This window comes from Acinetobacter sp. 1124_18A (assembly GCF_052824995.1).
Genome location: NZ_VTDF01000014.1, coordinates 15352 through 30419 on the forward strand (window position 1 = coordinate 15352; position 15068 = coordinate 30419).

Here is a 15068-nt window from a genome sequence, read left to right on the forward strand (position 1 = left end):
CTATCGTTGCTGGCAAATTTATCAATAATGAACACACAGTCATTCATACGAATATTGTGTACAAAAGCAGTGGAGAAGGCGAGCAATGCATCTGCATATCTTGGGTATTTGTGGCACTTTTATGGGCTCTTTGGCACTTTTAGCTCGTGATTTAGGACATCAGGTAACAGGTTCCGATTCAAACGTTTACCCACCGATGTCTACCCAGTTAGAGAACGCAGGTATTACCCTCATGCAAGGCTATGACCGTAGTCATTTGCAGCCTCATCCTGATTTAGTGATTGTCGGAAATGCCATGAAACGTGGTATTGATGCCGTGGAATATATGCTTAACGAAGGTTTGCCATATATTTCTGGTCCTCAGTTCCTTGCCGATCATGTTCTACAAGGTAAACATGTACTTGGTGTAGCAGGGACTCATGGTAAAACGACCACAACGACCATGCTCGCTTGGGTACTTGATCAGGCTGGTTTAAATCCAGGCTTTTTAATTGGTGGTGTTCCACTTGGTTTTAGTGAAAGCGCTCGCTTAGGCGGTGGCAAATACTTCTGCGTTGAGGCAGATGAATATGACTCAGCTTTCTTTGATAAGCGCTCTAAATTTGTTCATTATCACCCAAAAACGGCGATTTTAAATAACCTTGAATTTGACCATGCCGATATTTTTGATGACCTAGCAGCGATTCAAAAACAATTCCATCATCTTGTTCGTACTATTCCAAGTGAAGGTCGTATTATTGCGCCAATTACTGAAACTCATATTGATGAAGTGCTTGAAATGGGTTGCTGGACACCCGTAATTCGCACAAGTTTAGAAACGAATGAAAAAGCTGCTTTATCTGCTGAACTCATTTCAATTGATGGCAGCCATTTTAAAGTACTCGAAAATGGCAATGTCGTTGGTGAAGTTAAATGGAGCATGACAGGGCAACATAGCGTAGCGAATGCTTTGGCAACGATTGCAGCCGCTCAGCATGTGGGTGTGGCACTTGAACAAGCTTGTGAAGCTTTATCTAACTTTGGCGGCGTGAAACGTCGTATGGAGTTACTCGGCACAGTCAATGGCATTGAGGTTTATGATGACTTCGCTCACCATCCAACTGCAATTGACACGACTTTAGATGGTGCACGTAAACGCTTAGGTAAACGCCGTTTATGGGCCATTATTGAGCCGCGTTCAAACACAATGCGTATGGGCAGTCATAAAGATGGCTTGGCACATTCAGCACGCTTAGCAGACGATGTCATCTGGTATCAGCCAGAAGGTCTAGATTGGGATTTACAACCCGTAATTGAAGCTTCCTCTAACCGCGCCCAAGTAAGCCGTTCACTTGACGAAATTATTGAGCGTATTGTCAATGAAGCAGGTGAGGGCGATGCCGTTGTGATTATGTCTAACGGTGGCTTTGGTGGCTTACATCAAAAACTCATGAGCGCATTAAAAGCGAAAGCTGCTTAACTTCCGCTTTAGATGATTCAATAAAAAAACGGGTTTCAAATTGAAACCCGTTTTTTTATATCAATTATTTTTAAACTTTTTCTGGCTCTATATTGGCCATAAATTTATTAGAAACCATTAAACGTAAACTATAGAAAATACCCATCGCAAAAACGCTATATCCCACGTTATTACAAATAAACGGAATACATAAAATAATGAGTGCTGTAATAGGATAAAACCATTTGCTGATTCCCGTTAAACATTCAACTTCGTATAGTACCCAAATACAGGTGGTATAGAGCACCACACTCACCGCAACGACGACTCCCATATATAAATCGGAAATATGCGCATGATGGGTTGTGACATCCACGGCAGCGGCAAGCGCAGCACCCACCGCAGCAATACTGACAAAAACAAAATAATGGCCGTATCCCCAAACAAAGGGACGCACCCCTTTAACGTGATGGTGTTGTTCACTACGATCAAAATAAGCCCACCACATTGCAAACATCAGCACCAATCCACCGATCATTAAGAAAACGGCAGGAACATTCATTGACTGGGCGGCTAAAGCATCACGTATTGCATTAAAACTACCGACGATTGATTCACCCAGAACAATAATCGTGAGTAAGGCATAACGTTCTACAATATGATGAGGATGCCATGGCGTTGGTGAATATTTTTCTGCATAGTAGGGAACAAATAGCTCCATCGCAGCCACAAATAAAAATAAAGGGACTGAGAGTACATGTGTGAAATTGGCAATGAGCCAACCCACCTGAACCAATACAATACCGATTGCATAGCGGTAAGCCGTAATTCGCCGTGCCGGATCATGTTTTGCTGCACGCAACCACTGGGTAACCAGTGCCATACGCATGATCACATAACCCACAATAATGATGTCAAAATCCTGACTACGAAATACATCAGGAATACCTGCCGCCATCACCAATGACCCCACAATCTGTACAAAGGTAAGGCATCGATACAACGCATCGTCGTTATCGTAAGCTGAAGCAAACCACGAAAAATTCATCCATGCCCACCACAGTGCAAAAAATACCATCAGGTAGTTTGGTAACGCATGCCATAGGTGATTTTCAATAATGGCGTGATGTAACTGCTGACCCGCTGTTGCAATCGCGACCACAAAAATTAAATCGAACAATAATTCGAGGGGAGTTGCTGCTCTATGCGGCTGTTTTGGATCTCTTGGAGATAAAGGTCTCAAACTTAATTTTTTCTGTTTTTCTTGAGTAGTCATAAAATAACGTTCTCGAATAAAGTGCCAACACGCTAACACTTTAATATTAACGTCCAGATCCCGCATTAAAAATTATCTAGGCCTGCTGTTTAATCTTTACTCACAAACAAACTATATTTCATTTTTGTGACAATTCTTTATCAAGACATTAGACTTAATTCTTTATCATAGCCCACGTTTTTTGTTCTTGTTTGGAATATGAATGTCTTTAGAAACACTCAACCTTAGCTTATTCCATGTCATTAATGGTGCTCAGGATGCGAGTCAATTTATCATTCGTCTTGCTGTCTTTTTTGCTAATGATCTCCTGTATATCCTTTTATTCATCCTTACCTTTTTATGGTTCTATGGCGATCAAGATTTAAAAAACAGGGTGATTAAATCTGTCTTTTTAACCTGCATATCACTTTTAGTAGGTTACGTTATTTCTCTGTTTTATCATCACGCAAGACCGTTTGTGATGGGTGTTGGCACCACGTTTATTGAACATGCGCCAACAGCATCTTTTCCAAGTAATCATATGCTGATTTTCAGCACCATTGCTCTGTCTTATTTATTTGCACAGCGCAAAATGATTGGGATCATTCTTCTATCTTTATCATTTGTGGTGGCGTGGTCACGTATTTATTTAGGTGTGCATTTCCCTTTAGACATGTTGGGTGCTTTTATTGTCGCGCTACTGGTCAATACGGCAGGTTATTACTTCTGGAATGCTTACGGTACAAGTTTGACCGCATTCTTTATTCATCTTTACCAAATCATATGCAAACCGCTTTTAGATCGAGGTTTGATTAAATAGCCCTAAATCCCTTTTTAGGTTAAAAAACCACGAAATTAAGTTCAGTTGCTTAATATAAAAAAATCTGCCATTCTATGTGAAATTGGATATGTTTTATCCAATACAGAATTTAGTTTGACAAGGGGAGTAGCCTCCTCCAAACATAACAGCAATGTTATGTGTCAGATATCGTCAATACACTTTTATTAAAAAGTCGGTATCTGAGCATCATGAAATTCATGATGTAGGCAAGACCTTGATCATGTTGATACAGATGTTTAATTCATCTGGCGACTGGTCAAGGTTTTTTTATGCCCAATTGCCGGATGTGAGGAGGATTTATGGAATCGATCGGCAATCTATGGCTGTATATAGCATTCTTTGGCATTGTCATTGTCATGCTTTTAGTGGACTTCTTAGGCTTTAAACAAAAGCAAGGCCAAGACGTTTCTATCAAGCAAGCTGCTTACTGGAGTGTGGCTTGGGTAAGCGTGGCAATGTTATTTGGTGGTGGTTTATGGTTGTATCTACAGCAAACTGCTGGTGTGACCTTAGCAAATCAAAAAACCATGGAATATTTTGCAGGTTACTTACTCGAAAAGTCACTTGCGATTGACAACGTTTTCGTCTGGTTAATGATTTTCGCAGCGTTTGCTATTCCGGCTGCGCTCCAACGTAAAATCTTACTCTACGGCGTATTAGGCGCGATTGTACTGCGTACTCTTTTTATCTTTATTGGTGCATGGTTTGTTCAAGAGTTTTCTTGGGTGCTTTATATCTTTGGTGCGTTCTTGGTATATACAGGCTTCAAATTCTTAAAGGGCCAAGAAGAAGAAACCAATATTGAAGACATCAAAGCTTTAAAATGGTTACGTAAGCACATGCGTATTACACCACAACTTGAAGGTGACAAATTCTTTGTACGTCAAAACGGTTTATTGTGGGCAACGCCGTTATTTTTAGTGTTGATTTTGGTTGAAGCTTCAGATGTGATTTTCGCAGTAGACTCAATTCCTGCTATTTTCGCGGTAACCAGCGATCCATTTATTGTTTTAACTGCGAACTTAATGGCTATTTTAGGTTTACGTGCAATGTTCTTCTTGCTTGCTGGCGCTGCATCTAAACTGCATTACTTGCCATACGGTTTAGGCATCATCTTATTGTTCATTGGTGCAAAAATGTTGTTGCTTGATGTATTCCACATGCCAATCTGGATCTCGTTAAGCTTTATCGTAATAGTGTTGGCAATTACTGCTTACCTCTCTTTACGACACAACAAAAAGCAGTTGCAGTCTTAATTCATCCTATCAAGGCATCTAAATAAAAAAGCACTTTAAAAGTGCTTTTTTATTGTGCTTAATTCGCAATTAATCAGTGCATTTTAAGTATATAACGCATAATGAACTTTCATTTTTAAAGCTAAATTAGAACAAAAATTCAAAAATAGAATCCTTCAATCTTTTGTATTTTAAAAACTTTACGCTCTTTTCCTTTATTAAAAATCTATATTGGCAAGCTCTTTGCATCTCCTAAAAAGAAAAAAGCCTAGATTTTAAGGGCTCGTGAGAGCCCTAATTTTTTTAAGGAGCGATGCTATGAATGCTATTCCAACGTTAACGCCGCTTGCTATGCCGTGTAACAGCAGTTTTGATGCAAAAGATTGGGAAATTTTATCTAGTCACTGGTATCCAGTTGCCCGTATTCAAGACGTCTCTACTGCACCGCAACGAGTGACACTATTAGACGTGAATATGGCACTGTATAAGACAGAAAGTGGTGAAATTCATCTGGTTCGAGACATTTGTCCACATCGTGGTGTGCCGTTAACCAAAGGATGGGTCGATGGTGAAGAAATTGTATGTCCCTATCACGGTCTGCGCTATAACACCGAAGGGAAGTGTACCCAAATACCAGCTCAACCAGAGTTAACCAAAATTTCTGATCGTTTTTCTCTGACCAAATTTCCAGTTGTTGAACGATATGGCCTGATTTGGACCAGTATTCACAGTCGTGATGTTACTCAAGCTAATATTCCTGTAATGGATACTTGGGAGCATACAGAGCATCAATCAATTTTGCCGCCTTTTGTTGATATTGGCGGGTCGAGCGGACGTCAACTTGAAGGTTTTATCGATGTCGCTCATTTTGCATGGGTACATCACAATGCATTTGCGAATCGAGAGAACCCAGTCGTACCCAAATATCACACTGAACGTACCAGCTACGGCTTAAAAACGGTCTATATCAGTAATGTCAGCAACTATCCACATGAATTAAAACATCTCGAACCAGAAGGCTTTTTATGGAAGCGTACCTTTGATGTCTATCCTCCTTTTTCCGCAGTACTTACTGTAGATTTCCCAGAAGGGGGTGTCTTAAAAATCTTAAATGCCTGTTGTCCTGTTTCAAGTAATCAAACCCGTTTATTTGTTCCACTCACCCGTAACTTTGACCAAACAGGTGATTTAGAAAAAGTATACGCATTTAATGCCCAAATTTTTGCTGAAGACCAAGATATGGTCGAATCACAAAAGCCAGAAGACCTACCGCTTGATTTAATGATGGAAGCACATTTTGAAGCTGACCGTTCATCAACGACTTATCGACGAATTTTGGCGGAATGGGGACTAAGTAAACGTTATACCGTTTAAATCTTGTTTAAGTGGGGTACAATCAACCGAAAAAAGTGAAAATATAAAGGCTTTCCATGTCATTGATCGCAAATACCACCGTTGTGCGTGGTCGTTTTTTAGATATCCAACAAACCGTCTCAGAGCCGACTGATATTCCAAATCAAGTGCGTTATTTGGAAGATGGTGTTTTGATTAGTGAACATGGAAAAATCAAATGGTTTGGCGCATGGGAAGAAGCTCAAGCGCATCTTCCTGCTGGGGTTGAGGTTCAACATTACCCAGAACAATTGATTGTACCCGGCTTTATTGATACTCATATTCACTTCCCACAAACTGAAATGGTTGGGGCATATGGCGAACAACTTTTAAGCTGGCTCAATACCTATACATTTCCAACAGAAATCCAGTTTCAGGACAAAGCATATGCAAGTGAAATTGCGCAGTTCTTTGTTCAGGAGCTTTTAAAACACGGTACAACCACAGCCCTTGTTTTCTGTACAGTTCATCCCGAGTCTGTTGATGCCTTATTTGAAGCCGCAGAGCGTGTTCAGATGCGTTTAATTGCTGGTAAGGTACTTATGGACCGTAATGCACCTGAAGCGCTGTGTGATACACCAGAAACGGCTTATAGCGACACAAAAGCATTGATTGAAAAATGGCATGGTAAAGGCCGTGCTCTGTATGCAATTACGCCACGTTTTGCGCCGACATCTACACCTGAACAGTTAGAAAGAGCAGGGCAGTTAAAACAAGAGTTTCCTGATGTTTATGTACATACCCATTTAAGCGAAAACAAAGACGAAATTGCATGGGTGAAATCTTTATTTCCTGAGCAAACAGGTTACTTAGACGTTTATCAACATTATGGTTTGACTGGTAAACGTTCCGTGTTTGCTCATTGTGTTCACTTAGAAGATAAAGAATGGCAATGTATGCATGATACGCAATCGGCTATCGCATTTTGCCCAACTTCAAACCTATTCTTAGGCAGTGGTTTATTCCCATTGAAAAAGACATGGGAAAAACAAGTGAAAGTAGGTTTGGGTACAGATATCGGTGCAGGTACATCATTTAGTTTGCTTCAAACAGTTAATGAGGCTTATAAGGTCCAGCAATTACAAGGTGATAAACTTTCAGCTTATGAAGCGCTCTATCACGCGACGCTAGGCGGAGCAAAAGCGCTTGACCTGCACGACCAGTTAGGCAATTTCAACATCGGTAAAGAAGCAGACTTTGTGGTACTCAACCTTAAGCCAACAGCATTACAGCAACTTCGTCAGTCGAAATCAAAGTCTGTTGAAGATTCATTGTTTGCATTATTCACTTTAGGTGATGACCGTAATATTGAGGCGACTTATATTTATGGAAAACGTGCTTATCAAAAAGAAACAGTCTAATAAAAATCGGGCTGTTAAGTTTTTGTTATTATTTGGAATATGTGCTCTTGTATTAAAGCGGGATCGACATATTGCTCAAAATGATAAAACTTCAGAGTCATCAAAGGGTGCATGAAACATCATTTTGCTTTAAAATTTTACCATTAACTCAGATTTTAGAGGTGTTGCAGGTCAACACCTTTTTTATTTTTTCTTTTATATCTTGTAGGAATCTGACATGACTGTTGCAATGAGCATCATGATTTCAACCGAAGAAATTCAAGCAAAAGTCAAAGAGCTCGGCGAGCAAATTAACGCTCACTATGCAAATAGTGACAAAGAGTTAGTCCTGATTGGGCTACTGCGTGGTTCTGTTATTTTCATGGCAGACTTGTGCCGAACGATTACCAAACCGCATGAACTCGACTTTATGACAGTGTCTAGCTACGGCGGCGGTACGACTTCAAGTCGAGATGTTAAAATCTTAAAAGATCTTGATGGTGAAATTCGCGGTAAAGATGTACTGGTCGTTGAAGATATTATCGACTCAGGTAATACCTTAAGCAAAGTTATGGAAATGCTGCAAACTCGTGAACCAAATTCGATTCAATTGTGTACGTTAGTGAGTAAACCATCTCGCCGTGAAATTGATCTCGAAGTGAAATTTTTAGGTTTTGAAGTTGAAGACAAGTTTATTGTGGGTTATGGATTAGACTACGACCAAAAATATCGCCACTTACCATTTATTGGCGAAATTGGTTTATAAATTTCAAAAAAATAGCACCGAGAGGTGCTATTTTTTTATATAAAACTTTAGCTTCGAACAAAAAAGACACAAAAAGTCGCAATCTGCTACAGACAAAATAGATGACTCTGCCGCACGATAGAATATGAAGCAAAATCATTAACTTCATCAAAAAAACAACTGGAGAACAAATATGTGGTCACTCATTGTCGCTATTGTAGTTGGTTTCTTTGCTGGCTTAATCGCTCGTGCCTTACATCCTGGAGATGATAAAGCAGGTTTTATCGTAACCACTCTAATTGGTATTGCAGGTTCACTTCTAGCCACTTATGGTGGTCGGTTACTTGGCCTTTATGGAGAAAATTCAGCTGCGGGCTTTATCGCATCTGTAATTGGCGCTATCGTTATTCTTTTTATCTACAACTTGATTGCACGAAAAAGTTAATGCCTTTTAGGCAATAAAAAAGCACCTGATGGTGCTTTTTTTAATTCATTTTATAGACCTAATTCTGTCCACACTGCCTGAATTTCTTCGGCAGATCGAGCGCCTACCAGTTTAAATCCATTTGCAAAAATCAGGGTAGGGGTACCATTAAAACCTAATTTCTTTCCAAGTTCTAAATTACGATCAATTGGATTAGCACAGCTTGCAACTGTTGGTTTAACACCTTGTTGAATCAGTTTTTTCCATGAATAGGATTGATTTGGCGCACACCAAACCTGTCTAGAAACAACAATAGACTGAGGCTTTAGAGGATAAATGAACGTGTAAATGGTCACATCTTTCAGCTTATCGAGTTCAGGCTCGAGCTGCTTACAATAAGGACAGTTTGGATCAGAAAATACGGCTAAAACATGCTGTCCATTACCTTTGACTGTTTTAATCGCATCTTTTAAAGGCAATTGTTTCCAATCAATTGAATTCTGTCCTAATACCAAATCTTTAGTTAAGTTTTTCTGGTCTTTTAAACGAATCATAGAGCCTACAAACATATGTTGCCCATCTTCACCAACATAGATGATTTGTTGATCGAGATTAGCGCTATATAGCCCAGACATTTCGGTTTTCTGAATATTGCTAATTTTCAAATTAGGATATTGTTTTTTAATATTTTCCCTAACAGAATCCACATTGGCGAAACTCATACTTGTAGTTAGGCTAAATAACGCCAATATTCCTAATTTTTTAAGCATAAAACCGACTCATAGGTAGGAGAGGAGATCATTTTAATCAGTTCAGCTTTTGAAAACAGAACTGATTACCGAGTTATAACCAAAATGCCACTCATTTATGCCAATGTTTCACGTGGAACATGAGTAGGTTTTAGAGTATTAATTTCTACCGATATATGCACAATTTCATCATGAATGGATAAAGCATGACGAATCTGGTCTGCGGTTAAAGAAATATCATCGGTTTCGAGCGCCAAAATACAAGAAAATTTGCCTTTTGCGACTTTCCAGACATGAATATCAGTAATTTCAATGTGTTTAGGAAATTCAGCAATCACTTCACGAATTTCTTCAACCACAGGATGATCCATTTCAGCATCTAAAAGGGTTTTCCCTGTCTCTTTCATTAATCCAAGAGACCATTTTGCAACCAAAATAGCGCCTAAAATCCCTAAAAGTGCATCTAAAAAATCCCATCCAAAATATTTGCCAGCACAAAGCGCAATAATTGCAAAAACAGAGGTCACAGCATCTGCAACCACATGTAAAAAAGCAGCTTTTTGGTTTAAATCATGATGATGCCCATGTTCGTGATGGTGATGGTGATGGTGATGGTGATGGTGTCCATCATCGTGAAGTAACCAGGCGCAAATCAAGTTAATGACCAAACCTAAAATTGCAATAGGAATCGCTTCATTATAAAAAATCTCGACTGGATTAAATAAGCGCTGTATCGACTGAAATGCCATAAAAATGGCAACAACCATCAGCAAAATTGCACTGCTATAACCCGCTAAAATCTCGATTTTCCAAGTTCCAAAACTAAACCGACGATCTTTTGAATAATGACGAGCTGCACGATAGGCAAAATAGGCTAAACCGAGTGCCAACATATGTGAACTCATATGCCAACCATCAGCCAGAAGTGCCATTGAATTGAAAAACCATCCACCGAATATTTCTAACACCATCATAGATGCCGTTAAAATCGTTGCAACCAAAATACGTTTTTGTGCAAGTGGATTTCCTTCATCAAACTGATGTTGATGATGACGTGATACACTATGATCTTGCATAAAATTTAAACCCAATATACTCCCTACCAGTATATTGAATTATACAAGAGAACACAGATGAGTCACATTGGTCAGGATAAAAAAATAGTTAATCGTGTAAAACGACTAAAAGGGCAAATTAATAGTATTGAGCATGCCGTTGAACAGCCTGATATTTCATGCATAGAAATACTGCAACAAGTTGCTGCCATTAAAGGTGCGATAAACGGTTTGATGAGTGAATTGATGGAACAACACTTACATCACCATGTGCTCAAAGAAGCACAAGTTGATCAAAATGAGTTAGATGAGTTTTTAAAGGTTCTAAAAAGATACGGCTAATGAGGTGACTGAATGACGCACTAATGTGCATCATTCAGAATTCTGTAGTTATTTTCCAATACAAAACGAACCAAAGATTTTTCCTAATAGGTCATCAGCACTAAAGTCACCGGTAATTTCACCTAAAGCATTTTGAGCAAGACGCAGTGATTCAGCGACTAGTTCACCCGCATTAAATACAACAAGTTGCTCATGTGCTTCTGAAAGATAGAGCTGTGTGCGCTTCATTGCGTCTAAATGACGAGTTCTCGCAATAAATGTATCTTCCTCAGGATGAAAGCCTGCATGGGCTGTAATCGCCTCTACGAGGCCTTGTACGCCCATCTCTTGTTTTGCAGAAACGGTAATGTGACGGAACCCTTGAAAATCGTTTATTTCAGCTAATTGACCAGTTAAATCGCATTTATTACCAATTAACATTAAACGGCGCGGTTCAATGTGTTCAGCAAAATATTCTTGAGCGAGTTTTAACGGGTCATTGCCTTGATTTAAATCATAAACCAGCAATAACAAATCAGCTTGTTCAATTTCTTTGATTGCTCTACGAATCCCTTCTTTTTCAACAATATCACCTGTTTCACGAAGACCTGCGGTGTCTGTTAAGGTAATTGGCAGACCATTTAAGCTAATTTTTTCATGTAAAACATCGCGAGTTGTACCGGCAATATCGGTCACAATTGCGCGTTCAACGCCAGCTAGCGCATTTAACAAGCTCGACTTACCCGCATTTGGTTTACCTGCAATAACAACTTGTAAACCTTCACGTAGTAATTGGCCCTGTCGCGCAGATGTTTGAACGGCATGTACAGACTGCTGAACATCTTCGAGTAAAGCTAAAATTTTGCCATCTGCCAAGAAATCGATTTCTTCTTCAGGAAAATCAATTGCAGCTTCAACATGCAAACGTAAATGGATCAGTTTTTCTAAAACGGTATTAATTTTTGTTGAAAAAGCGCCTTGTAAAGAGCGAACAGCAGAACGTGCAGCAGCTTGCGATGTCGCATCAATCAAATCGGCAATCGCTTCAGCTTGCACCAAATCCATCTTGCCATTTTCAAAAGCGCGCATGGAAAACTCACCCGCTTTTGCGGCAATTGCACCAAGCTCAAATAGACGACCAAGCAATGCATTTTGAATGACTGGACCGCCGTGACCTTGTAGCTCTACAACATCTTCACCTGTAAACGAGTGAGGATTGGGAAAGCATAGAACAATCCCTTCATCCATAATGCTTCCATCAGCATCATAAAACTTACGGAACCCAGCCATACGTGCTTCAGGCAAGTTTTTCTGTGTCAGGTTTTGAGCAATTTCATAAGCCTTAGGCCCCGATAGGCGAATCACGCCCACACCACCACGCCCTGGCGGCGTTGCAATTGCGGCAATCGTGGTTTGACTTTGCATATTATTCACCTAAAAACCTAAAATCCAGCCAAAGAAAAATCCGCCTAAGATTACCATCTTAAGCGGATTTATTCAGCAAAAGTTAAACGATTAAGATGCTGATTCAGTCTTATTTATACGACTTTTCGCAACACTCTTGTTAATAAACGATTGCTGTAAAATTGTAATACTGTTGTTCACAATCCAGTAAAGCACGAGACCTGCAGGGAAGAACAACATAAATACCGTGAACATAATCGGCATAATGCGGAACACTTTTGCCTGCATCGGGTCAGCTGGTTGTGGGTTCAACATTTGCTGTGCAAACATGGTAGCACCCATGATCAACGGCAAGATGAACCAAGGATCCATTGCTGACAAATCTTGAATCCAGCCTAACCATGGTGCGTGACGTAATTCCACACTTTCCATGAGTACCCAGTACAAGGCAAGGAAAATTGGCATTTGTAGCAACAACGGTAAACAACCTGAAAGAGGATTCACTTGTTCACGTTTGTATAAAGCCATCATTTCTTGCGAGAAGCGCATACGGTCTTCACCGAACTCTTCTTTCATGCGTTGCATTTCTGGTGCAATCACACGCATTTTCGCCATAGAACGATAACTTTTTGAAGATAAAGGCCACAAAATCATCTTCACCATAACGGTAAGTAAGATGATTGACCATCCCCAGTTGCCCACAATGCTATGGAAGAATTGAAGACCTAAGAACAGTAACTTCGCAATCGGCCATAACCAACCATAATCAACAGTCTGATTCAAACCAACTGCTAAATCTTTTAATTCAGATTGTACTTTCGGACCTGAATAAAGTTTTGCATCCACTTCCATTGAAGTGCCTGCTGGAACATTAATCACTGGTGAGGTAAAACCAATGATATTCATATGATCAGCAGATTGACGAGATTCAAGTTTAGCTACATAAGGCTGACCATTTGCTTGAGTCAGTTTAAGATTCCCAGGAATCCAAGCACTTACAAAATAATGCTGAACAATCGCAACCCATCCACCTTTCGCTTCAGTGCTTACTTTTTCTTCTGAGAAATTAGCAAACTTAAGCTTGTTGTAGTGTGAATCAGGTGTCCCCCAAGCTCCACCTAAGAAAGTTCCTAGAGTGAAAATACCTTGAGAAGATTTACCAGGATCTTCAGAGTTATCACGCTTTAATTGTCCAAACATCTGACCTTGCCAGCTTTGTTGGCTACGGTTAATAACTTGATGTCTAACAACAATTGGATATTGCCCTTGGGTAAAGGTAAAAGTTTTAATAATTTCAACGCCTTCAGGTGTTTTAAATACCATCGGAACGTTTAAAACTTTTTCAGATTGACCCTTTTGATCCTGCACACCCTTAGCATCAGCCAAAGTATATGATGTTTTTTCAACAGCATATAATGGACGACCACCACGACTGCTATCTGGTCCATTCAAACCAATTAAGCCAGATTGAGCAACATATGTACGCTTGGCATCATTTTCAAGCATAACAAAAGGCTGATCGCTGTCTTTGCTTCTGTCGTGTGAGAGTAATTCAATACGAACAATATCACCACCTTTTGGATTGATCCAAATATGGTAAAGGTCAGTTTGTACTGAAATAAGCTGTTGATTCACAGGTGCAGTTGCATCTGTGGTTTGTGACTGCGCAATATTTGCTTGTGGCACATCGGAAGCCACTGTTGCATTTTTAGCATTTGGCAAATCAGCAGATACTTCATGTGAACTGACAGCCGCCGCTTGTTTTTGCGGTGCAGTTGCAGCATTTCCATAATCTTTTTGCCAAGCCAAAATGAGCAAATATGCGGTGACAAACATGGCCCCGAGAATTGCAAACCTGGCCCATTGTTGCATATCTATTACCCCAAATGGTTAGAGAGATTTTGCTTCAGTAAACGATCACGAAAGGGTACAGCAACATGATGCGTTTGAGAATCTATTTGATGAAACGAAATAAAACGAATTGCTTTTGGCGGTACTGGATCATATCCAGATCCTCCCCACGGATGACAACGACAAATCCGTTTAGAAGATAACCAAACGCCTTTTATCGCACCATGAGTTTGCAATGCTTCTATCGCATATTGGGAACAGGTCGGAATATAACGACAACGGGGTCCAAGAAGCGGACTAATCGCAATTTGATACAGTCGAATCAACCAACGTAGATAACGAACCATTGGCTATCTCTTAATTCTGCGAGTTTGTGCCAACTTTAGAATGTTTTTTTGCTAAGCGCTGTAATTTTTGCCAAGCAAAATCTAATTGTTGATATAGCTCAGCATTCGTAATCGCTTCTATACCGACTTTCGGCATTACCACAATATCTATGTCTGATCCAAAATTCGGTTGGTGTAGACGAAAGCTCTCACGAGCAAGACGTTTTATTCGATTTCTTTCATGCGCACGGCGCACTTTTTTCTTAGCAACGACAATACCCAAACGGCTATTAGGCTGTTCGGTTAATTTTGCAAGAAATAAAAAATGGGGTTGATGCACTTTAAAAAGCGCACCATCGAATACACTTTTATAATCTGCAGCACAGCGTATTCGCACATCTGTGCTAAAATTGTAAAGTGTCATCACACCCAAGTCTGGTCAGCGTAACAGTATTAAACAGTTAAGCTATGACGACCTTTTGCACGGCGACGAGCTAATACTTGACGACCAGCTTTAGTTGCCATACGAGCACGGAAACCATGAACGCGTTTACGCTTTAATTCAGATGGCTGGAAAGTACGTTTCATATCGAAACTCCCAAAAATGATCTTTTATAAGGTCCGCGATTTTATTGTGCAATGTTTACGCTGTCAATGAAAAACCAAGAAAGTTTTGTATTTAACCCAAATTT

General features: G+C 39.8%; 16 protein-coding genes. 8 read left to right on the forward strand and 8 right to left on the reverse strand.

Annotated elements, in window-relative coordinates:
- Positions 1 to 85 precede the first annotated feature (85 nt).
- Complete coding sequence (gene mpl / locus FY048_RS18185; protein ID WP_446092061.1) at positions 86 to 1459, forward strand: UDP-N-acetylmuramate:L-alanyl-gamma-D-glutamyl-meso-diaminopimelate ligase; 1374 nt, start codon at positions 86 to 88, stop codon at positions 1457 to 1459.
- Positions 1460 to 1529: 70 nt separating this feature from the next.
- On the opposite strand, the gene FY048_RS18190 is transcribed toward mpl, so the two are convergent.
- On the reverse strand, positions 1530 to 2780 hold the full coding sequence (locus FY048_RS18190) for a low temperature requirement protein A (protein WP_446092062.1): 1251 nt from the start codon (positions 2778 to 2780) through the stop codon (positions 1530 to 1532).
- Positions 2781 to 2916: 136 nt separating this feature from the next.
- On the opposite strand from FY048_RS18190, the gene FY048_RS18195 reads away from it, so the two are divergent.
- The 6 genes from FY048_RS18195 (at position 2917) to FY048_RS18220 (ending at position 8691) form a co-directional block, all read left to right on the forward strand.
- Complete coding sequence (locus tag FY048_RS18195; protein ID WP_446092063.1) at positions 2917 to 3513, forward strand: phosphatase PAP2 family protein; 597 nt, start codon at positions 2917 to 2919, stop codon at positions 3511 to 3513.
- 320 nt (positions 3514 to 3833) lie between these two features.
- On the forward strand, positions 3834 to 4790 hold the full coding sequence (locus FY048_RS18200) for a TerC family protein (protein WP_016139721.1): 957 nt from the start codon (positions 3834 to 3836) through the stop codon (positions 4788 to 4790).
- A gap of 297 nt (positions 4791 to 5087) precedes the next feature.
- Positions 5088 to 6143, forward strand: a complete 1056-nt coding sequence (locus tag FY048_RS18205) for a Rieske 2Fe-2S domain-containing protein (RefSeq protein ID WP_446092064.1) — start codon at positions 5088 to 5090, stop codon at positions 6141 to 6143.
- A gap of 56 nt (positions 6144 to 6199) precedes the next feature.
- A complete protein-coding gene (gene guaD, locus FY048_RS18210) occupies positions 6200 to 7522 on the forward strand; it encodes a guanine deaminase (RefSeq protein ID WP_446092065.1) in 1323 nt (440 codons plus the stop codon).
- Between the two features lie 217 nt (positions 7523 to 7739).
- Positions 7740 to 8267, forward strand: a complete 528-nt coding sequence (hpt, locus tag FY048_RS18215) for a hypoxanthine phosphoribosyltransferase (protein ID WP_004795560.1) — start codon at positions 7740 to 7742, stop codon at positions 8265 to 8267.
- Positions 8268 to 8439: 172 nt separating this feature from the next.
- Positions 8440 to 8691, forward strand: a complete 252-nt coding sequence (locus tag FY048_RS18220; RefSeq protein WP_002115476.1) for a GlsB/YeaQ/YmgE family stress response membrane protein — start codon at positions 8440 to 8442, stop codon at positions 8689 to 8691.
- A 50-nt stretch (positions 8692 to 8741) separates the two neighbouring features.
- Here FY048_RS18220 and FY048_RS18225 read toward each other — a convergent pair whose 3' ends face one another.
- Together FY048_RS18225 and dmeF are read right to left on the reverse strand one after the other, a co-directional pair.
- Positions 8742 to 9440 carry a DsbC family protein gene (locus tag FY048_RS18225; protein WP_446092066.1) on the reverse strand — a complete coding sequence of 233 codons (699 nt, stop codon included), beginning with the start codon at positions 9438 to 9440 and terminating at the stop codon, positions 8742 to 8744.
- A 95-nt stretch (positions 9441 to 9535) separates the two neighbouring features.
- Positions 9536 to 10495 carry a CDF family Co(II)/Ni(II) efflux transporter DmeF gene (dmeF, locus tag FY048_RS18230; RefSeq protein ID WP_446092067.1) on the reverse strand — a complete coding sequence of 320 codons (960 nt, stop codon included), beginning with the start codon at positions 10493 to 10495 and terminating at the stop codon, positions 9536 to 9538.
- 57 nt (positions 10496 to 10552) lie between these two features.
- On the opposite strand from dmeF, the gene FY048_RS18235 reads away from it, so the two are divergent.
- The gene (locus FY048_RS18235) at positions 10553 to 10816 is read left to right on the forward strand and encodes a metal/formaldehyde-sensitive transcriptional repressor (RefSeq protein WP_004795563.1); all 264 of its coding nucleotides are present in this window, start codon (positions 10553 to 10555) and stop codon (positions 10814 to 10816) included.
- Positions 10817 to 10864: 48 nt separating this feature from the next.
- Here FY048_RS18235 and mnmE read toward each other — a convergent pair whose 3' ends face one another.
- The 5 genes from mnmE to rpmH all read right to left on the reverse strand — a co-directional run bounded on the left by mnmE (position 10865) and on the right by rpmH (position 14964).
- On the reverse strand, positions 10865 to 12220 hold the full coding sequence (mnmE, locus tag FY048_RS18240; RefSeq protein ID WP_446092068.1) for a tRNA uridine-5-carboxymethylaminomethyl(34) synthesis GTPase MnmE: 1356 nt from the start codon (positions 12218 to 12220) through the stop codon (positions 10865 to 10867).
- Positions 12221 to 12310: 90 nt separating this feature from the next.
- Positions 12311 to 14071, reverse strand: coding sequence for a membrane protein insertase YidC (yidC, locus tag FY048_RS18245; protein ID WP_446092069.1), 1761 nt, complete (start codon positions 14069 to 14071; stop codon positions 12311 to 12313).
- 5 nt (positions 14072 to 14076) lie between these two features.
- Positions 14077 to 14397: a membrane protein insertion efficiency factor YidD gene (gene yidD / locus FY048_RS18250; RefSeq protein WP_016139732.1), complete on the reverse strand. Its 321-nt coding sequence runs from the start codon at positions 14395 to 14397 to the stop codon at positions 14077 to 14079.
- A gap of 10 nt (positions 14398 to 14407) precedes the next feature.
- A complete protein-coding gene (gene rnpA, locus FY048_RS18255) occupies positions 14408 to 14800 on the reverse strand; it encodes a ribonuclease P protein component (RefSeq protein WP_016139733.1) in 393 nt (130 codons plus the stop codon).
- Between the two features lie 29 nt (positions 14801 to 14829).
- Positions 14830 to 14964, reverse strand: a complete 135-nt coding sequence (rpmH, locus tag FY048_RS18260; RefSeq protein ID WP_000831329.1) for a 50S ribosomal protein L34 — start codon at positions 14962 to 14964, stop codon at positions 14830 to 14832.
- Positions 14965 to 15068: the final 104 nt, after the last annotated feature.